A 19,280-nucleotide genomic window follows, 5' to 3' on the forward strand; every position below is an offset into this window, starting at 1 on the left:
AACAGAAATGCGCAGGGCCGGTCGGGTATTCCCGACCGGCCCTGCGCCGTTGGTGCTACGCTGGATTAGAACGGAATGCCGTTGGTCAGGGTCGTCCAGCGCTCAGCCGAGTGGCCATCCGCGCCATACGGGCGGCGCTTCTGGATAATCGACTTGTAGGCCGGGTTCTGCCAGTGCTGGTAGGCGATCTCCCACAGCGGGTGGATGCTCGCCGACGCGCCGCTCGACCACGGCCACGAGCCCGGGTTCAGCACATATGGGGCCACATAGTCCACCGCCTGCTTGAAGCGGCCATAGCTCCACAGGTCGATGCCGCGCCGCTGGGCGATGACTACCACCGCGATTTTGTAGTCCAGCGCCTCCTGCGTGTAGTTGATACCACTGGTGCCGCGGCGGGTTTCCTCAGGAATGTGGCCGTCGGCGGCAATCAGGTCGACCAGCGACTTCCACTTGGCAACCGCTGCCGAGAAGCCAGCCGCGTCGCCCAGGTAGTCGGTCACGGCAGCGCGCAGGAAGGTACCGGCGTCGCCCCAGTTGTTGTTGCGAACCGAGGCGGTAGGCAGGATGACCGTGCGCAGCCAGTTGCGGAAGGCGGTGTCGTCGGCGGCCGAGAAGGCGCCTGACGGCTTGATCAGGTTGGCGGCGAAGACGAAGCCCGGGCCGACGCGACCGATAATCAGCGAGGTCTGGCACGAACCGCTGTCCGGGCAGGTGTTGCTGGTGCTCTTGGTCGTGTTCACCCACGCCATGATGTAGTCGCGCGATTTCTGGGCGTACTTGACATCACCCGTGCTGCTGTAGGCCAGCGCCAGGCCATAGGCTGCCGCCGTGTCGTCCACAAACGGGCCAGTTGTGCCGGGGATGTTCAGCGGGTTCTGCGGCGAAGGGCTGCTGCCCAGCTTGCCATTCGCAAAGCTCACCACGTCGCTGTAGGCCGACTTGTAGGGTTCGACGCCCTTGCTCGCCAGCGTTTTGCGCTGCGCCAGCTCAAGCGCGCTGCCCAGGTAGCCGCCCGTGGCCGGTTGTACCAGAACGACATTGCCGCTCGGGGCCGGGACGTTGGTCGGCACCGGGGTCGGGTTGGCCGGGCTGGTGGGCACAGTCGTCGGGTTCGAAGGGCTGGTCGGGTTCGACGGGCTGGTGGGCGCGGTGGTCGGCGCGGTGCCACCCGGCAGCGTGATGATCAGCTGCGGGCGATTCGCGGCGGTGCCGTCTTCGCGCGAGGCGTAGCCCACGGTGTTGGTGTTGCCGGCCGGGCCGCTGATGGCAAAGCTGTAGGTGCCGTCGGCAGCAATCGCCTTGGTCACGTCAACTTCTACCACCTGGTTCACAGCCACCGCGCCAAGCGTGGCAAGCTGCGCGCCATCGATGGCCGGGCGGGTGTTCCAGGTTGTCGCCTCAGGCCAGCTATTATTGCTGATCTTGGCCACAACGCCGCCGCTGGTCGAGTCGTTCGTGACGACCAGACGCAGCTTCGCGGATTGAATGGCCGTGCCAGCCGGGATGCCGCTGACATTGAAGCGCAGGAATGCCTGGCGGGCGTCGCTGCCGCCAACCGCATTGATCTGCGAGTTAGTGGCGTAGCTGCCCGTCGCCGTCGACTGGCGGACAAAGGTGTCGGCCACTGGCCCGAACAGCAGGGTGCTGCTGGCCGCGCCCGAGGCACCCGGCAGACCGACGGCGATGATGCTTGCGATAACACAGATGACCAGGATGGCTCCGCCAAGCAGCTTCATAAAATTCGACTGCTGGCGGCCCGTACTTCCAGGGTTCACTTTCATCGTGTGCGAGTTCATTGTAGTGCTCCTTGTGCCGATCGTGCGATGTTCGACGATGCGACAATGCGGGTGGGAGAATGAAAAGCGAGAGAGTCGTGTTGGCTCCAGCCGTCCACGCTGGCGTGAATGTGCCAGCGGGTGCGCGCTCGCCAGGGCGAAACGCGCCTTTTTTTGCCTTTGCTATCCGGTTTTTAAGGTGCCGGACCGCGTTAACGGTTCCTTAACCTGGCATTACGATAGCATTCGGAGCGTGCCAGCGTCTACGCCAGAATGTTCGCGCCATGCTCAGGGCTGGAAACGCACTATGAATAAAAGTTAAGAAGTGGTAAATAACCGATTGAGAGCGGGCGAAGGGCTGATTGAACGACCGGGGGTGGTAGGAAAGGGCTGTGCCAGAAAGGCTTGCCGCGCGTGCCAGCGGGCCTTGCCAGGTGGGGTTTGCCGGGGTGAAAAGCGGGCTTTGTGCGCCAGCAAAGGCAGTATGCTATAATGCCGCGGCGTTGTGCGGTCGGCTATGGGCCGGAGGAATACATGAACCTCACTGATCTTTTGTTTATTCTTGTTCTTCTGGGCGGCCTGGCGCTGGGATTTTTCCAGGGCACCATCAAGCTCCTTATTACCATTGTTGCGTTTTATGTGAGCATTGTGCTGGCCAGCCTGTATTTCCAGTCGGTTGGCAACTTTTACCGCGAGCGTTTTCACAGCAGCGCCGAGGTCGGGCAGATCACCGCCTTTGCCACCGTGCTGCTGGTGAGCTTTCTGCTGCTGACGCTTGCCGGCCTGTACACCTTTCGCTATTTCCGCATGCCGGCCAGCCTTGATTTTTTCGACAAGATTCTTGGCACGCTGCTGGGCCTGGTGATGGCGGCGCTGTTTATGGGCATTCTGGCAATTTTGCTGAAAGACCTGTTTATTTTCCGCAGCCCTGCATCCGATGCCTCGCTGCCGTTCGTCATTTCTATGCAGAGAAGTGTGCGCGCGTCGACGCTGGTACACTTTTTCGGCGATACCATCCTGCCGTTGATCTATACGACCGTGCGGCCCGTGCTGCCACGCGAGTCGAGCATTATTTTCCGAGTACAGTAAATGCCAATCAGTGAGCAAACGCTCGAAACCCTCGAGTTCCCAAAAATTCTTGAACGGCTGGCCCGCCACACGGCCTTTTCCGCCTCGCGTGAACTCGCGCTTGGTCTGCTGCCCAGCACCGACGCCTACACCATCCGCCGCGCAATTGAGCTTACCAGCGAGGCGCGCCGCCTGCTCGACGAGCGCCCCGACATTACGATCGGCGGCGCGCGCGACATTCGTGGCGCGATTGGGCTGGCGCGGCGCGGCGGCGTGCTGGAAGCCAGCGCGCTGCTGGAGGTGAGCGCGACCCTCGCCAGCGGGCGGCGATTGCGCGCCAGCCTGCTCAAGCTCGATTCTGCGCTCTTCCCCATGCTGAACGAGCTGGCCGCCGACCTGCCAAACCTGCCCGCAATCGAAGACGCCATCACCACCACGATTGGCGACGATGGCACTGTGCTCGATAGTGCCAGCCCGCTGCTTGGGCGCCTGCGCGCCGAGGTGCGCGTGGCGTTTGGCCGCCTGCAAGACAAGCTGCAGAATATCGTCAACTCGTCGCAATATTCCGACGCGCTGCAGGAAAACATCATCACCGTGCGCAATGGCCGCTATGTCGTGCCCGTCAAGGCGGCGAACAAACGCACTGTGCGCGGCCTGGTGCACGACCAGTCGGCCAGCGGCGCAACGCTCTACATCGAGCCGTTTGCGATTGTGGAGCTGAACAACAAGTGGCGCGAGCTGCAACTGGCCGAAGAAGAAGAAGTTGCCCGCATTCTGGCCGAGCTATCCACCCGCGTGGGCGAGTTCGCCGTGCCGATTGTGGCGGGCGTGGAAGCGATTGCCGGCATCGACCTGGCCTTTGCCAAGGCGAAATACGCGCTGGCGCTGCGCTGCACCCCGCCCGAGATCGTGGAAAGCAATGCCGAGGGCGCGCCAGCCGCAAACGGCGAGCCGCCGCTGCTGCTGAACCAGGCGCGCCACCCGCTGCTCGACCAGCAGACGGTTGTGCCGACGGATATGCGGCTGGGCGGCGATTTCCGCATGCTGCTGATCACTGGCCCAAACACGGGCGGCAAAACCGTTGCGCTGAAAACCACTGGCTTGCTGGCCCTGATGGCGCAAGCCGGCCTGCACATCCCGGCCAACGCGCCGGCGCGCCTGCCGGTGTTCGGCCAGATTTTCGCGGACATTGGCGACGAGCAAAGCATCGAGCAAAGCCTTTCGACCTTTTCGTCGCACATGACCAACATTATTCGCATCCTGCGCGCGCTTGAGGCCGCCCAGGCCAACTGGCAATCGACTGAGCCGCTGGCCGCGCTGGTGCTGCTCGACGAGCTGGGCGCGGGCACCGACCCGGTGGAAGGCGCGGCGCTGGCACGCGCAATCATCGAGCGCCTGCTTGAGCTGGGCGTGCTGGGCGTTGCTACCACGCACTACGCCGAGCTGAAAGCCTTCGCCTACGCGACCGATGGCGTTGAGAACGGCTCAGTGGAGTTTAATGTCGAAACGCTGGCGCCAACCTACCGCCTGACGATCGGCATTCCCGGTCGCTCCAACGCGCTGGCAATCGCCACGCGCCTGGGCCTGGAGGTGGCGCTGGTCGACCGGGCGCGTGGCATGATGGCGCGTGAAGACGCGCAGGTGGAAGACCTGCTGGCGGGCATTCACCGCGAGCGCGAGGCCAGCGCAGCCGAGCTGCAGCGCGTGGAAGATTTGCGCGCCGACGCCGAAAAGTACCGCGACCGGCTGGCCGCCGAGCTGCACGAGTTCGAGCGCAACCGCGACGCCGAGTGGCAGAGCGCGCGCGACCAGATCGACGCCGAATTGCGCGAGGTGCGCGGCCAGCTGCGCCGCCTGCGCGACGAGTTCCGCTCGGTGTCGGTGACGCGTCAGTGGATGGAAGAAGCCGAGCAGCGCTTGCAGGCCGCGCAGGCGCAGGCGAAAGATGTGCAGCGCCCGCAGCCGCCCAAAGCTGCCGAGGTGGTGGCCGCGCCCGCCCCATCCGAGCAGGCGCCGCGCCCGGTTCAGGTGGGCGATACGGTGCTGGTGCGCTCGGTCGGCCTTGAAGGCGAAGTGCTCTCGATCGATGAGGAAGAAAACACCGCCGAGGTGCAGGTGGGTGGCTTCCGCATGCAGGCCGACCTGGCTGAACTGCGCCGCCCGACGCGCAGCGAGCGCAACGCCAGCCGCACGGCAGCGGCACGCCGACCCGAGCCTGCCCGGGTTGCCACGCCCGCCGCGCCCGACGTGTCGCTGAATTTCGACATGCGCGGCTGGCGCGCTGGCGATGTTGCCGACCGGCTGGAGCGCTATTTGAACGACGCCTACCTGGCTGGGCTGCCGTATGTGCGGCTCATCCACGGCAAAGGCACCGGCGCGCTGCGCCAGATCGTCCGCGATGTACTGAAAGGCCACCCGCTGGTCGCCTCGTTTGGCGGCGGCGGCCCCGACGGCGGCGAGGGCGTGACGGTGGCGCGAATTGTTGAACGTTAGGCGGTTTCGGTTCGGTGGCGGGTAATGTGCGAATGTGGCTCGCCGCTGAACTGAAACCGTAGATGGATATGTCCCAAACAATTGTGTATCTTTTGCTGGCCCTGGCGCTGTTCCTGCCGCTGATTGGCGCGCTGGCATTGCGCGTGCTTGGCCCGCGCCTCAACGCCACCCAGTTCTATGGCTCGGCGGCGGCGATGTTCGCCATTACTCTGCTCAGCGTGTTTATGCTGGCGCGCAGCGACCTGCCGAGCTTGCAGCTTGGCCAGCTCTCGATCCTCCTGCCGGTCACCTCGCCGGGTGATGTTGCGGTCGAGCTGCCCCCAGAGCCGCCGCCCGAACAGCCAGCCGAACCTACCAGTGGCGCAGTCGCGAGCGAGGCCACCGCAGCCGCGCCAACCGAAGCGCCCAGCGCGGCGGCAACCGAAACCGCTGCCACTGAAGCGCCGACGGAAGTGCCAACGACTGAACCCACCGCTGCCCCAACCGACGTGCCGACCGCAACGCCCGCGCCAACAGAAGCACCAACCGCTGCGCCCGAACCAACCGCGCCGCCCGCGCCCGCCGGCCCGCGCAAGTACACAGTGCAGCCGGGCGACACACTGCGCTCGATTGCCGAGCAGTTTAATGTTTCGGTGAAGTCGATCATCGACGCGAACCAGCTTTCCGACGCCGAGGCCGACTCGCTGCGCGTGGGCCAGGAACTCGTCATTCCCGAATAATGGAAAGAAATCACCATCCCGGCCCGCGTTCCACCAGCCTGCCGCTGATCATCATCACGCTGCTGGCGGGGATTGCTTTGGGCTGGCTGTTGCGCGACCTGCTGGGCGGCACGCAGCGGCGGGAACCTGTTTCTTCACCCGTGCCAACCCTCATGCCGAGCGCCGCTGCCGAAGCACCAAGCAGCGTGCCAACGACTCAACCCGCGCCCACGCTCGCGCCTTCGTTCACGCCCGCCCCTGAGCCAACGCCCGCGCCAGCCGACACAGCCACGCTCCTTCCTGCCACACCCACCAGCGTGCCAACCGATGTGCCCACGCCCGTGCCAACCGAAGCGCCAACCGCCGCGCCCGCCGCAGCGCCGCAGGTGAGTGCCTACGCTGGCTATCTGGTGGTCGCGGGCGACACGCTCGAAAGCATTGCAGCGGCGGGCGGCAGCTCGCCCGAGCTGATTACGCAGTACAATCATCTGCCGGGTGCGCCGCCGCCGGGCCGCGCGCTGATCGTGCCGCAGATCGATGGGGCGAGCGCGACGCTTGCCAGCCAGCCCTTGCTGGTGCGCAAAGGCCCACCCGCGCAGCCCTGGGTGGCGCTCACGCTCGACGCGGGCGCTGGCTCAGAACCCACCGCCGACATGCTGGCGACCCTGCGCGCCCACAACGTCACGATCACCTTTTTCCTGACCGGGAAGTGGATCAGCGAGAACCCCGACCTGACACGCCAGATCGTTGCCGACGGCCACGAGATCGCCAACCACACCTTTACCCACCCCGACATGCGCAATCTGAGCGCGGAAGCGATCGCCAGGGAATTGAGCGATACCGAGGCGGCGCTGGCCGAAGTCGCGCCCGGCACCAGCGCGCGGCCATTCTTCCGCCCGCCCTACGGTGCCTACGACGAGCGCGTGCTGACGCTGGCCGAGGCGGCTGGCTACCTGCCGATCTACTGGACGCTGGATAGCCTCGATTCGGTTGGCGAAACCAAAACGCCCGAATTCCTGCTCGAACGGGTGACGGGCAAGCTCACGCCTGAGCAACTGCGCGGCGCGATCATTTTGGCGCACTGCGGCAGCCGCCCCACGGCCGATGCGCTGCCGGCAATTCTGGATCGCTTCGCGGAAATGGGTTTTGCGGTGAAGAAGCTCTCGGAGGTACTTGCGAGTGAATAGGGGTTACGCCTGGCTTTGTAGTGCGGCCAGCACGCGCTCGGGGCCAATCACTGCGCCAAGCGCGGCAAGCAGGTTTGGCTCCTCGGCCCACAGCCACTCTTCTTTCAGCCAGAAGCTGGGCAGCACTGCCGAGCGATAAATGCCACCGCTTTCGGGCGGCACTGGCTGGTAGCGGCCTTGTGCGTCGAGCACATGCAGGTCGACGCGCTGATTGCCGGCGCGTGGGTCGATGATCCAGTATTCGCGCACACCGCCGGCCTGATATTCATAGAACTTGTCGGCGCGGTCGCGCGCGACGCTCTCCGCAGAAATCACTTCAATCACAAGGTCGGCCGGGCCTTCGAGCGCGCGCTGAGTCAATCGCTCGCGGTGCTCCTGGGCGAGAAAGAAAAGATCGGGTTCGCGGGCGGGGCCGCCGGGCACGATGCGCATGGTGAAGGGAGCTATGCGCACGATGCCAAGCTGAAAAACTTGGACAAACATGTTCAGCAAGCTGGTAAGAAGGCCGACAATACGCTGATGGTCGTCTAATGGCGGCATATCAACAATTACCTCCCCATCGACCCATTCGCTCAGGCCGTCGTGTTCCCATTCCAGCCAGGCTTGGTAGCTCATTTGCAGCAGCGGGCTTGTCGGCGCAGTTGTGGCGGGCGTTTCGGTTGCAGTCATCGCGCACCTCCCTTCATATTCACCATTATACAGCAGCCTGCAATGCGCCGGGCGTTGCAGATGCGCCAAAACCGGGTATAATCCCCACAGGAAAAGGCAACCGTAAAGGCAAGAGGATGACAAACCAAGCGTCGCAGCGCCCCGCCGAAATGGCGAAAGCATATGAAGCCCAGCAGGTCGAACAGCGCCTGTATGAGTGGTGGGAAGAGTCAGGGTTCTTCAAGCCCGCCGACGACCCCGCGAAGAAACCCTTTACACTCTCCATGCCGCCGCCAAACGTCACCGGCGAGCTGCACATGGGCCACGCCATGTTCGTCACCATCGAAGACGTGATTGTGCGCTGGCACCGTATGCTGGGCGAATCGACGCTCTGGCTGCCCGGAACCGACCACGCGGGCATCGCCACGCAATCGCAGGTTGAGAAGCTGCTGCGCAGCGAAGGCACCAGCCGGCAGGACGTTGGGCGCGAAGAATTCCTGCGCCGCACCTGGGAGTGGAAAGCCAAGTATGGCGGCGAGATCACCCGCCAGCTGCGCCGCATCGGCGCGTCGTGCGATTGGTCGCGCGAGCGCTTCACGCTCGACCCGGGCCTGTCGCGCTCGGTGCGTGCCGCCTTCAAACGCCTCTACGACGACGGCCTGATCTACCGCGGCACCTACCTGGTGAACTGGTCGCCCGCGCTGCAAACCGCCGTCAGCGACCTGGAGGTCGAGCACGAAGAGCGCCAGGGCAACCTGTGGTATGTGCGCTATCCTTTGGCGGGAGTTGGGAGTCAGGGGAAGAGCGATGGAACTTCTCCTAACCCCTGGGGCAGCGGCACATGGGCCGAGGGCGTCACCGAGTGGATCACGGTTGCCACGACCCGGCCCGAGACGATCCTGGGCGACACGGCGATTGCCGTCAACCCCGAGGACGAGCGCTACGCCGACATGATCGGGCGCGAGGCGATTGTGCCCGCGACAGGCCGGCGCATCCCGATCGTGGCGGATAGCTATGTGGACGCGAATTTCGGCACTGGCGCGGTGAAAGTTACCCCCGCGCACGACCCGAACGACTACGCAATCGGCCAGCGCCACCGCCTGCCGATGATCAATATCATGAACCGCGACGCCACGCTTAACGCCGAGGCTGGCCCCTACGCCGGCCAGGATCGCTTCGAGGCGCGCAAAAACCTGGTGGCCGACCTTGAAAAAGAAGGCATGCTGGTCAAAACCGCCGCGCATACTCTGTCGGTGGGCATCAGCCAGCGCGGGCGCGAGGTGATTGAGCCGCTGCTGAGCGAGCAGTGGTTTGTTCGCACCAAGCCGCTGGCCGAAATGGCGCTGGCCGCCGTGCGCGAAGGCCGCACCAAGATCGTGCCCGAGCGCTTTGAGAAGGTCTACTTCCACTGGCTCGACAACATCGAGGACTGGTGCATCAGCCGCCAGCTCTGGTGGGGCCACCGCATCCCGGTGTGGTACACGCCCGAAGGCGAGATGATCGTGCCCGGCCCCGACGACCCCGAGCCAGAGGGCGAAGGTATTTACCAGGACACCGACGTGCTCGATACCTGGTTTTCCAGCGGTCTGTGGCCCTTCTCGACGCTGGGCTGGCCCGACGCAACCGAGGATCTTGCGCGCTTCTACCCCACCGACGTAATGGAAACCGGCTACGACATTCTGTTCTTCTGGGTGGCGCGCATGATGATGATGGGCTGCTACCTGACCGGCAGCGCGCCCTTCCACACGATTTACCTGCATGGCCTGGTGCGCGACAAGCAGGGCCGCAAGATGTCGAAAAGCTTTGGCAATGTCGTCAACCCGCTGGAAGTGATGGATCAGCAGGGCACCGACGCGCTGCGCTTCACGCTTGCCACCAGCGGCACGCCCGGCCAGGATCTCAACCTCAACCCCGACCGCATCGAGGCCGCGCGCAACTTTGCCAACAAAATCTGGAACATCACGCGCTTTGTGCTGACCAAGCTCGATGTGCCGGAGAATAAGGAAGCTGCCAGCGGTTCTCAGTTCTCGGTTCTTGGTTCTACCCTCGCCGACCGCTGGATTCTGTCGCGCTACAACCGGCTGGTGCAGGATGTCGACCGGCTGATGCGAGCATATAACTTTGGTGAGGCTGGCCGGCAGATTCAGGATTTCCTGTGGGGCGATTTTGCCGACTGGTATGTGGAAATTGCCAAAGTGCAGCTTGAGCCAACCGCCGGCGCAGAGCAGCAGGCCAACACGCGCGCCGTGCTGTATGGCGTGCTCGAAGGGTCGTTGCGGCTGCTGCACCCGTTTATGCCGTTTGTGACCGAAGAAGCGTGGCAGTACCTGACCAGTTCTCAGTTCTCAGGTTTGAATTCTGAGTTGCATGAAGAAATTCAAAATTCAAAATTCAAAACTCAACACTCGATCATGATTGCGCCTTATCCGGCCGCCGATGCGAGCCTGCTGGACGACGCGGCTGAGCGCGATTTCGCCCTGCTGCAAGAGCTGATTTCCAGCGTGCGCAACGTGCGCAACGAGTATAAGGTCGAGCCGGCGCGCTGGGTGGCGGCAACCGTGGCGGCTGGTGGGCGGGCGGCAATGCTGAATGAGCAGCGCGGTCAGATCGTGCGGCTGGCGCGCGTGGCCGACGATCAGCTCACCGTTGCCGAGCATCTGGACGCCAAGCCCGCCCAGGCGGCGGCGCTGGTGGTGGGCGGCGATGTCGAGGTGTTTCTGCCGCTGGCTGGCCTGATCGACCTGGCGGCTGAGCGCGCGCGCCTGAGCAAAGAACTTGAGCAGGCCGACGCCGAGGTTGGTCGGCGCGCCGCCAAGCTGGGCAACGTTGGCTTTGTCGATAAAGCGCCGGCCGCCGTGGTGCAGCGCGAGCGCGATGGCATGGCGGCGGCGCAGGTGACGGCCGAGAAACTGCGCGCGCGCCTGGCCGAGCTGGAAGCCGCATGAAACGCCTGATCGCCCAGTTCATATTGCGACTGATTGGCTGGCGTGCCGTGGGTGCGATGCCGCCACTGCCCAAGGCGGTGCTGGTGGTCGCGCCGCACACCTCCAACTGGGATTTCCCGGTGATGCTGCTGCTGGCGGTGGCGCTTGGCATCAAATGTACATGGATGGGCAAGCACACGCTGTTTCGCCCGCCGTTTGGCTTCATCATGCGCACACTGGGCGGTCTGCCCATCAATCGCTCGGCGCGACATAACGTGGTCGATCAGGCGGTGGAAGCCTTGCGCGCCAGCGACAAGCTCATTCTCGCGGTGCTGCCCGAAGGCACCCGCAAACTCGCACCCTACTGGAAAAGCGGCTTCTACCATATCGCGCAGAATGCTCAGGTGCCGATGGTGCTCGGTTTTGCCGACTACCAGCGCAAAGTCGGCGGCATTGGCGGCGTGGTGCAGCCCAGCGGCGACATCGACGCCGATATGGCGCAGCTCCGCGCCTTCTACAGTGGCATTGTTGGCGCACGGCCCGAGCAGTTTGGCGAGGTTCGCCTGAAACCCCCCACGGAGGAATCATGATGCGAGAGATCGGGCGCGTGCTGCGAGTGCAGATCCAGCGCTCTTCGTTGAAGGCCGGCCAGCGCCCCTTCGCCTACTACGACCCCGCGCCGCTGCTAGTGGTCGATCGCTTGCTGCTCGAAGCGAGCGGCGCGCGCGCCATGCACGACGGCCAGGAGCTGATCGACGTTCATAATGCCCGGCACCCCGAATCCCGCAACCGCGGCGAAAATGGCCTGTCGTTTGGTTTCGCCGGCCACTACGAGGCCATGCGCGAGCGATTTGGTTCCCACCTTGCCGATGGCATTGCCGGCGAGAACATCCTGATCGATACACCCGGCGTACTCACCATGGCCGATCTGGGCGCAGTAATCGTGTTTCGTGGCGACGACGGGCGCGAAGTGCGGCTGGTGGAAGTGGAGCACGCGCCGCCCTGTGTTGAGTTTAGCCAGTTCGCCGCGCAAAGCGACGGCCCGATGCGTCCCGAACAAACCCGCGCCACGCTGCAATTCCTGGGCGACGGCATGCGCGGCTTTTATGCGCGCCTCGATGGCGAGGCTGCCGAGCTGCGCCCCGGCGACCGCGTCTTCGTCGAATCGTAACCCGCCACATCTTCCCCGCATCCTGCCCCCTGCACAATCGAAAGAGGAGCGTATGTCTGCCCCGACCGCGACTCGGCCTTCGGCAAGCATCACCTGGCACCATAGCCCGGCCTGGCTGTGGCTGCTTTCGTTCGTGATCTGTATTGGCGGCGACTGGCTTCTGGGCCGCTGGGTGCTGCTGCCGCTGTACATTGCCGGCTTTTACGGCGGCATGGTTGTGATCGACCTGTTCACCTACCCGATGCTGGAGCGCTGGCGTGCCTGGCTGCAACCGCGCGGCGTGTGGGCCTGGTACATCGTCGAAGTTGGCCTGATGTGGATTGGCACCACGATTGTGCTGGCGCTGCTGGGCTTCTTCGGGCCGCGCTGGCTGGAATGGAGCTGGAACGGCCCCGTGGCGCTGCAAGCGCTTGGCGCGCTGATGGTGCTTGGCTCGGTGCTGGTAGGGGTGTGGGCGGTCGGGCAGATGGGCTGGGCGCGCGTGCTGTTTGCGGCGGCGCTGTTCCCGCCCGGTCGCGGCGCGAAAGAGCACGACATCCCGCAGAAGTTGGTGGTGCGCGGCCCGTACCGCTACGTGCGCAACCCGCTCTACGACACCGACATGACGCTGATTGCCGGCACTGCGCTGCTGACGCAAAACTGGGGCATCGTTGTTCTGCTGCTGGCCTACATCGCCCAGCTCGTGATGCAACTGCGCCTGGAAGAGCGCGAGCTGCGCAGCCGCTTTGGCGCGAGCTATGTGCGCTACTGCCAGCTTGTGCCGCGCTTCATCCCGCGCCTCACCCCCGTCGACCCGCAGGCGATTGAGAAGCCCTAGCCGCCATCACGAAAGAGCGAGCCACAGAGCGCACAGAGAACACGGAGTTAAACACTTCTTTTCTTGCGCTCTGTGCGCTCTGTGTTCTCTGTGGCTTCTTCCGCAAAACTGCATATCAGCCGCGCATCATTCACAAGATCGCGCGCCTGCGCAAAACTGTAGTATAATTCGCTGAACTGTGTGAGTAAATGCACGAACATGCCGTGGCTCTACGTTCGCGCCCTGGCGTGCGGCTCGTGGCGAGCCGAAGCACATTATCAGCACATCGGCGAAGGTGCCGCGTCTGCGACCGCATGTCGTGGCACGACTCGTGCCGCATGTCGAGCGGTCTGCTGGCATATGTGTTGATCTACGGGGTATATGAATGCGCCTTCCACGACGACGGCTCGTCCTTTTCGCAAGCCTCGGTGTTCTCATCCTTCTTACCATCCCGGCCATCTGGCTGGGCGTAAAATGGAACCGGGCTCTTTCCAACATCAATAAAATGATCGTGCCGACGGTGGTGCTGCCAACAACGGCACCCGCCACGCCCGAGCCACGTGCGGCGGCGAAAACGCCCGATCCTGAGCACACGCCGCTGCCCGAGCCAACCGCCGTTCCGCCGCCCGATGGTGTGCAGAACATCCTGCTGGTTGGCACCGACGCGCGCATTGGCGAAGATGTCAGCCGCACCGACACCATGGTGTGGGTGCATCTCGACGCACAGGCCAACCGCGTCAGCATGATGTCCTTCCCGCGCGACTTGTGGGTGAACATCCCCGGCTATGGCAAGAACCGCATCAACACGGCCTACCTCACCGGCGAAACCAAGCTCGGCAAGGGCTACGGCCCAGCGCTGCTGAAAAAGACCGTTGGCGATTTTGTTGGCGTGCCAATCGATCACTTTGTGCTGATCAACTTCGACGGCTTCAAGACCATCATCGACAAGATTGGCGGCATTTATGTCGATGTGCCCAAGGTCATCGACGACGCCAAATACCCGATGGATGAGTATGCCGGCGATGTTCGCACCATGAAAATCCACTTCGACGCTGGCCGCCAGCTGATGGATGGCTCGAACGCGCTGATCTATGCGCGCACCCGCCACGCCGACAGCGACTTTGGGCGCAATCAGCGCCAGCAGCAGGTGCTGATGGCAATCTTCGACCGCATGCGCGAGCAAGGGCTGCTGGGCCAGCTCACCAGCCTCGACGACTATACCGACGTGCTGAGCAACTACATCCGCACCGACCTGTCGCGCACCGACATGCTGGGCCTGGCAGGCATGGGTTCGCGCCTCCACTCCGAGAACATCCAGCGCTTTGCGATCGACGCAAAAATGGTGACGCCGCAGACCACGCCGGCCTATGTGCTGCTGCTGAAAGACCAGAAAGCCCTGCGTCTGCTGGTGAACCAGATGCTCGACCCAAGCGCGGCTGCGGCTGGCGGCGAAAACCCAGCCCCCTAAATGCGTCCTTTCAATCCAGTATGCGCTCGGGTTCCCGCTGTGGTAGCCCGGGCGCTTGTGTGTTATGAGCCAAGCAAGCGCCCCTAGCCCCGCCACCCCGCCCGCGCCGGCCGCCACGCTGGCGCGGCGCATCGCGATTGCCGCCATTCTGATCGCCGTTGGGAACATCGCCAGCCGCGTGCTGGGCCTTGCCCGCGAGTCGGTAATCGCCGGCACATTCAGCCGTGGCACCGCCGTCGATGTTTTCACCGCCGCGTCAACCATCCCCACCACGCTCTACGACCTGCTGATCAACGGCGCGATCAGCGCGGCGCTGGTGCCGGTGTTTAGCGAATATGCCGAAGGCGACGAGCGCGAGTTCTGGCATATTGCCTCGATCATCATCAACCTTGCGCTGGTGGTTGTTGCATTCGTCACTGCGCTGCTGATCTGGCAGGCGCCGCTGGCCGTCACCGTGCTGGCGGGCGGCTTCAAAGACGAAATTCGCGCCCAGGCGACACAAATGGTGCGGCTGCTGCTGCCGGCCGTGGTGTTTATGGCGCTGTCGGGCCTGGTGACAGCAATTCTGTATGCACGCCAGCGCTTTCTGCTGCCGGCCTTTACAACCAGCGCCTACAACGCGGGCATTATTGCCGGCGCGCTGCTGCTGACGCCCGTGCTTGGCCCGTTCAGCCTGGTGGCGGGCGTGCTGATTGGCGCGGTGATGCAGGTGGCGCTGCAGCTGCCCGGCCTGCGCGGCATGGAATATCGCCCGGTGATCGACCTGCGCCACCCCGGCGTGCGGCGCATTCTGCGGCTGTACGCGCCCGTGGCGATGGGCATTGGCTTTTCGATCATGGGCATTGTGCTGGATCGCAACCTGGCGTCGCGCCTGCCCAGCAGCGCCCTTTCGACCATGCGCTACGCGACCACACTGATCCAGTTCCCGCTGGGTCTGGTTGCGGCGGCGGTGTCGTTTGCGGTGCTGCCCACGCTGTCGCGGCAGGCCAGCGCGGGCGACGAAAGCGCGTTTCAGCGCACGCTGGCGATGGGCATTAAAGTCGTGTTGCTGCTGATTGTGCCGGCCACCGCCGGGCTGGCCGCGCTGGCGCTTCCAGTAGTGGCGGTGCTGTTCCAGCACGGCAGCTTTGCCGCGCAGGATACGCAGGCGGTGGCGCGGGCGCTGCTGCTCTACCTGCCCGGCCTGCCCGCCGCCGCCATCGACCAGATGCTGCTGTTCGCGTTCTATGCCCACAAGCGCACGCTTGCGCCGAACCTGGTGCAGGGCGCAGCGGTGGGGATTTACGCGATCACCGCGCTGAGCCTGCTGGCGCTGAACCTGGGCGTGAGCGCGCTGGTGCTGGGCAACTCGGCGCAGTGGGTGGGGCATATGCTGGTGCTGCTGGTGCTTTCGCGCGGCATTGTGAGCCTGCGCGGCGCGCGCGTGAGCGAGGCGCTGCTGAAATCGCTGCTCGCGAGCGCGGCGATGGTGGGCGCGATTCTGCTGCTGCTGCGGGTGCTGCCCGGTGGCGCGCTGGTACAGCTTGTGCTGGCGGGCGGCGCAGGAGCGGCGGTGTATTTTGGCGCAAGCGCGCTCTTGCGCGTCGAGGCGCTGGATTTCTTCATTGGCGCGCTGACGCGGCGGCTGCGCCGTTCGCGCACGTAGGGCGAAACTTTCCACAGATTACGCAGATTACACAGAAGAGAACTTTATCTGCGTAATCTGCGTAATCTGCGCATCAAAATTCCTAGCGCTCGATCCGCAGCCACAGTCCCGGCGCGGCTTCGGCGAAGCTCTCTCCTGCTTCCTCCACGAGCTCAAGTGCGGCCGCCCGCGTGACGCTCCTGATGTCGGCAGTGCAGGCGGCCAGCGGCGCGGCAAGCTCGCCAGCGGCAATGCTCAGGCGGGCCAGCGGCGCGCCCAGCCCAAGCTGCTGCGCGCTTTTGAAGCGCCGCGCCGCCGCCGTGATCGCCAGCAGCGCCGCGCCCACGCGCTCGGCCTCGGGGTCGCGCAGGGCCGCGTTGGTGGCGGGCCACGCGCTGGTGTGGATCGAGCGCGCGCCGCTGGCGGGGGCGAAGAGCTGCTGGTAGATTTCTTCGGTGATGTGCGGCATGATTGGCGCAAGCAGCTTGAGAACGGTTTCCAGCGTGTGCGCAAGCGCCAGCTGCGCGCTTTGCCGCTCGGCCCCGCTGCCGTCGTAGAGCCGCCCCTTCACCCATTCCAGGTAGTTGTCGCAAAAGGTGTTCCAGAAAAAGCGCTCGGTCGCGTCCAGTGCGGCGGGGTAGTCGTAGCGCTCGAAGCTGGCCGTGGCGCGGGCGGTTAATTCCTGCAGCCATGCGATCAGCGCCCGGTCGGTGCCGCGCAGGTTGGCGAGCGCAGCGTCGCGCTCGGCCGCGCTGGCCGGCGGTGTGCCGTCGGTCAGGTGCTGCTCGATCAGGCGAGCCGCGTTCCACAGCTTGTTGGCCAGGCGCGTGCCCTGCTTCATGGTCGTCTCGTCGATCGACTGGTCGCTGCCGAGCGCGCCGCCGCACGACCAGTAGCGCATTGCGTCGGCGCCATAGCGTGCCAGCAGGGTTTCGGGCGCAATCGGCGAGTTGCCCAGCGACTTGTGGATGCTGTGGCCGGAAGGGTCGAGCGCGTGCCCAGAGATCATAATTGTGTCCCACGGCAGCGCGCCAAAGTGAAAATGCGACTTGGCGATGGTGTAGAAGGCCCAGGTGCGAATGATGTCGTGGGCTTGCGGGCGCAGCTGCATTGGGCGCAGCCGCGTGCCGCGCAGCCGCTCTGCCAGCGGCGCGTCCTGCCCTTCGCCAGTCACGTCTTCCCAGCGCAGCGCGGCGATCTGCGGGCTGAGCGACGACGTGGCCCAGGTGTCCATCACATCGCTGTCGGGCCGCAAGTCGGCGTTGCCGCACTCACAGGCGCGCGGCGGCGCGGCGCTGCTCGGGTCAATCGGCAGCTGCGCCTCGTCGGCCAGCACCACCGCGCCGCAGGCATCGCAGTGCCAGGCCGGGAAGGGCACGCCATAGAAGCGCTGGCGCGAGATGCACCAGTCCCAGTTCAGGTTGGCGACCCAGTGCTCATAGCGCGTCTGCATATGCGCGGGGTGCCAGGTGATTGCGCGCCCGGCTGCGATCAGAGCGTCCTTGGCGTCGAGCACGCGCACATACCACTGGCTGGTTTCGAGAATTTCCAGCGGTGTTTTGCAGCGCTCGTGGATGCGCACCGACTGGCGGCTGGCCACTTCGCCAGCGAGCAGCCCGGCCGCACCCAGATCTGCCAGAATGCGGCGGCGCGTTTCGGCCAGCGTCAGCCCGGCGTAGGGGCCGCCTGCCTCGCCCAATCGGCCGTTGCGCGTCAGCAGCGCGATTAGCGGGAGCTTGTGGGTTTGCCACCACTGCACATCGGTGGCGTCGCCAAAGGTGCAGCACATCACCGCGCCGCTGCCCTTCTGCGGGTCGACGGCAGCGTCGGCCAGGATGGGCACGCGCCGCTCGGACAGCGGGACAATCGCTTCCCGGCCAATCAGCGCGGCATAGCGGCCGTCGTCGGGATGGACGAACACGGCGACACATGCCGGCAGAAGCTCGGGCCGGGTGGTGGCGATCTGTAAAGGTGAGGTATTCGCCTGCTCGGCGCGTGCGCTGCTATCGTGCTGAGCGAATGCTTCGCCCGTATTCGCAAGGTCGCCGCCAATCGCATTGGCGAGGCCGAATAGCAGCGTATAGAACGTGGTGTCGCGCTCGGCGTCGTCCATCTCGGCCTGAGCAATCGCCGTCTGGCATTCGATGCACCAGGGGTTGGGGGCCTGCGCGCGATAGATCAGCCCCTTACGGTGCAGATCGAGAAACGACCATTGCGAAATACGCCGCGCCTGCGGGTCGATGGTGGAATAGCGCAGCCGCCAGTCGACGCTGAAGCCCAGGCGCTTCCAGAAGCCCTCGAAGCGATCTTCGACGGTGCGCGAGGCGTCGAGGCACAGGGCGATAAACTCATCGCGTGGCAGGTCGCGGGCGCGCAGGCCGTTGCTTTTTTCGACATAGCGCTCGGTGGGCAGGCCATTATCGTCGAAGCCGAAGGGGTAGTAGACATTGCGCCCCTGCATACGCCAGAAGCGCGCCATGGCTTCGGCCTGAATGTAGGAATACACGTGGCCGATGTGCAGCTCGCCCGAAACGGTGGGCGGCGGCGTGTCGATCGCAAAGGGCGGGCGTGGGTCGGCCGGGTCGAAGGCATACAGCTGCGTTTTGTCCCAGTGCTGCTGCCAGCGCCCCTCGGCGTCGGTGGGGGAATAGCGTTGTGCCAGGCTCATACTTGTTCTCCTGCAAGGCTAGGGCATGCGCCGGCAGGAGCGCGGGGGGCGAGATCCTGCGGGGCTATGCCACTCGGTTCATCAAAGGGCCTACTACACCTACATCATCGCCGGTCATGGCGCTCACCGCCTTTCGGGCCGGGCCGCTGCCCATTCAATGAAACCAAAATAGCATGCCGCTGCGTAGTGTTCTGCAAGCACAGCGCCGCGCACCAACAAAAAAAGCCCCGCCCCATCTCGGGGCGAAGGCTGTGCCTGCGCGGTACCACCCAAGTTCAGCAGCGCGCGAGCGCCACCCTTGTGGGTGCGGTAACGGGCACACCCGGCGCCAGATACTAAGGAACGGAGCGTGCTATACAAGAATAAACACTGTTAGCACTAGCTCGGCGTTCACGGTTCCCCGGCGCGGTTCTGCCGCAAGCCACGTTCCGAACCTGCGTCCTTGAAGCGCTTGCAGCCGATGGCGCTTCATCTCTGGGAGGGCAGGGCCCGTACTCATCTTGCGAAACCTTGCGGGCATTGTAACCAGCGCAGCAGAGCATGTCAAGGGGTGGCGCGCTCGGCCATTCGGCCGATTTTACGGGGAATGTGAAATCTGGCGCACCCATGCGGCCGGCTGAATCGGTAGCCTTAGCAATGGCCGCGCGCGCTCGGCAGAACCTGCCGAGACGATACTGGTACCGCCAGACATGAGGACCATGGGACTACTGTGCTCGTTGCCGTATGCCGGACGCGGCTGGTACAATGTTTCACAACTAAC

13 protein-coding genes are annotated in these 19,280 nt (G+C 64.6%); 10 read left to right on the forward strand and 3 right to left on the reverse strand.

Features of this window, described 5'->3' with window-relative positions:
- Positions 1-65: 65 nt before the first annotated feature.
- Complete coding sequence (locus M1P90_RS27940) at positions 66-1,796, reverse strand: CBM96 family carbohydrate-binding protein (protein ID WP_483698962.1); 1,731 nt, start codon at positions 1,794-1,796, stop codon at positions 66-68.
- Positions 1,797-2,309: 513 nt separating this feature from the next.
- Between M1P90_RS27940 and M1P90_RS27945 the strand changes: the two genes are divergently transcribed.
- The 4 genes from M1P90_RS27945 to M1P90_RS27960 all read left to right on the forward strand — a co-directional run bounded on the left by M1P90_RS27945 (position 2,310) and on the right by M1P90_RS27960 (position 7,221).
- Positions 2,310-2,864, forward strand: coding sequence for a CvpA family protein (locus M1P90_RS27945; RefSeq protein WP_483698963.1), 555 nt, complete (start codon positions 2,310-2,312; stop codon positions 2,862-2,864).
- On the forward strand, positions 2,865-5,336 hold the full coding sequence (locus tag M1P90_RS27950) for an endonuclease MutS2 (RefSeq protein WP_483698964.1): 2,472 nt from the start codon (positions 2,865-2,867) through the stop codon (positions 5,334-5,336). It abuts the gene before it with no gap.
- A 62-nt stretch (positions 5,337-5,398) separates the two neighbouring features.
- The gene (locus tag M1P90_RS27955) at positions 5,399-6,055 is read left to right on the forward strand and encodes a LysM peptidoglycan-binding domain-containing protein (protein ID WP_483698965.1); all 657 of its coding nucleotides are present in this window, start codon (positions 5,399-5,401) and stop codon (positions 6,053-6,055) included.
- Positions 6,055-7,221, forward strand: a complete 1,167-nt coding sequence (locus tag M1P90_RS27960; RefSeq protein WP_483698967.1) for a polysaccharide deacetylase family protein — start codon at positions 6,055-6,057, stop codon at positions 7,219-7,221. Before M1P90_RS27955 ends, M1P90_RS27960 begins: the two co-directional genes overlap by 1 nt.
- 3 nt (positions 7,222-7,224) lie before the next feature.
- On the opposite strand, the gene M1P90_RS27965 is transcribed toward M1P90_RS27960, so the two are convergent.
- Entirely contained in the window at positions 7,225-7,890 is a 666-nt protein-coding gene (locus tag M1P90_RS27965; protein ID WP_483698968.1) for a Uma2 family endonuclease, read from the reverse strand.
- Positions 7,891-8,006: 116 nt separating this feature from the next.
- On the opposite strand from M1P90_RS27965, the gene M1P90_RS27970 reads away from it, so the two are divergent.
- The 6 genes from M1P90_RS27970 to murJ all read left to right on the forward strand — a co-directional run bounded on the left by M1P90_RS27970 (position 8,007) and on the right by murJ (position 15,873).
- On the forward strand, positions 8,007-10,814 hold the full coding sequence (locus M1P90_RS27970; protein ID WP_483698970.1) for a valine--tRNA ligase: 2,808 nt from the start codon (positions 8,007-8,009) through the stop codon (positions 10,812-10,814).
- On the forward strand, positions 10,811-11,383 hold the full coding sequence (locus M1P90_RS27975) for a lysophospholipid acyltransferase family protein (protein ID WP_483698972.1): 573 nt from the start codon (positions 10,811-10,813) through the stop codon (positions 11,381-11,383). The genes M1P90_RS27970 and M1P90_RS27975 overlap by 4 nt, the downstream gene beginning before the upstream one ends.
- Positions 11,380-11,964 (forward strand): hypothetical protein, encoded by a 585-nt coding sequence (locus M1P90_RS27980; protein WP_483698973.1) that lies wholly within the window; start codon positions 11,380-11,382, stop codon positions 11,962-11,964. The genes M1P90_RS27975 and M1P90_RS27980 overlap by 4 nt, the downstream gene beginning before the upstream one ends.
- A gap of 52 nt (positions 11,965-12,016) precedes the next feature.
- Positions 12,017-12,781, forward strand: a complete 765-nt coding sequence (locus M1P90_RS27985; RefSeq protein WP_483698974.1) for a methyltransferase family protein — start codon at positions 12,017-12,019, stop codon at positions 12,779-12,781.
- A 364-nt stretch (positions 12,782-13,145) separates the two neighbouring features.
- Positions 13,146-14,228 (forward strand): LCP family protein, encoded by a 1,083-nt coding sequence (locus tag M1P90_RS27990; RefSeq protein ID WP_483698975.1) that lies wholly within the window; start codon positions 13,146-13,148, stop codon positions 14,226-14,228.
- 64 nt (positions 14,229-14,292) lie between these two features.
- Positions 14,293-15,873 (forward strand): murein biosynthesis integral membrane protein MurJ, encoded by a 1,581-nt coding sequence (gene murJ / locus M1P90_RS27995; protein WP_483698976.1) that lies wholly within the window; start codon positions 14,293-14,295, stop codon positions 15,871-15,873.
- An 82-nt stretch (positions 15,874-15,955) separates the two neighbouring features.
- Here the strand turns inward: murJ and M1P90_RS28000 are convergent, their stop codons facing one another.
- Positions 15,956-18,520: a valine--tRNA ligase gene (locus M1P90_RS28000; protein ID WP_483698978.1), complete on the reverse strand. Its 2,565-nt coding sequence runs from the start codon at positions 18,518-18,520 to the stop codon at positions 15,956-15,958.
- Positions 18,521-19,280: the final 760 nt, after the last annotated feature.

The sequence above is a fragment of the Kouleothrix sp. 19917 genome (assembly GCF_057073505.1).

What these genes read in the sequence shown, in the direction of transcription:
- M1P90_RS27955 (WP_483698965.1), top strand. Translation starts at nt 5,399, where the DNA reads ATGGATATGTCCCAAACAATTGTGTATCTTTTGCTGGCCCTGGCGCTG.
- M1P90_RS27945 (WP_483698963.1), top strand. Translation starts at nt 2,310, where the DNA reads ATGAACCTCACTGATCTTTTGTTTATTCTTGTTCTTCTGGGCGGCCTG.
- M1P90_RS27975 (WP_483698972.1), top strand. Translation starts at nt 10,811, where the DNA reads ATGAAACGCCTGATCGCCCAGTTCATATTGCGACTGATTGGCTGGCGT.
- M1P90_RS27990 (WP_483698975.1), top strand. Translation starts at nt 13,146, where the DNA reads ATGCGCCTTCCACGACGACGGCTCGTCCTTTTCGCAAGCCTCGGTGTT.
- M1P90_RS27980 (WP_483698973.1), top strand. Translation starts at nt 11,380, where the DNA reads ATGATGCGAGAGATCGGGCGCGTGCTGCGAGTGCAGATCCAGCGCTCT.
- M1P90_RS28000 (WP_483698978.1), bottom strand. Translation starts at nt 18,520, where the DNA reads ATGAGCCTGGCACAACGCTATTCCCCCACCGACGCCGAGGGGCGCTGG.
- M1P90_RS27960 (WP_483698967.1), top strand. Translation starts at nt 6,055, where the DNA reads ATGGAAAGAAATCACCATCCCGGCCCGCGTTCCACCAGCCTGCCGCTG.
- murJ (WP_483698976.1), top strand. Translation starts at nt 14,293, where the DNA reads ATGAGCCAAGCAAGCGCCCCTAGCCCCGCCACCCCGCCCGCGCCGGCC.
- M1P90_RS27940 (WP_483698962.1), bottom strand. Translation starts at nt 1,796, where the DNA reads ATGAACTCGCACACGATGAAAGTGAACCCTGGAAGTACGGGCCGCCAG.
- M1P90_RS27970 (WP_483698970.1), top strand. Translation starts at nt 8,007, where the DNA reads ATGACAAACCAAGCGTCGCAGCGCCCCGCCGAAATGGCGAAAGCATAT.
- M1P90_RS27965 (WP_483698968.1), bottom strand. Translation starts at nt 7,890, where the DNA reads ATGACTGCAACCGAAACGCCCGCCACAACTGCGCCGACAAGCCCGCTG.
- M1P90_RS27985 (WP_483698974.1), top strand. Translation starts at nt 12,017, where the DNA reads ATGTCTGCCCCGACCGCGACTCGGCCTTCGGCAAGCATCACCTGGCAC.
- M1P90_RS27950 (WP_483698964.1), top strand. Translation starts at nt 2,865, where the DNA reads ATGCCAATCAGTGAGCAAACGCTCGAAACCCTCGAGTTCCCAAAAATT.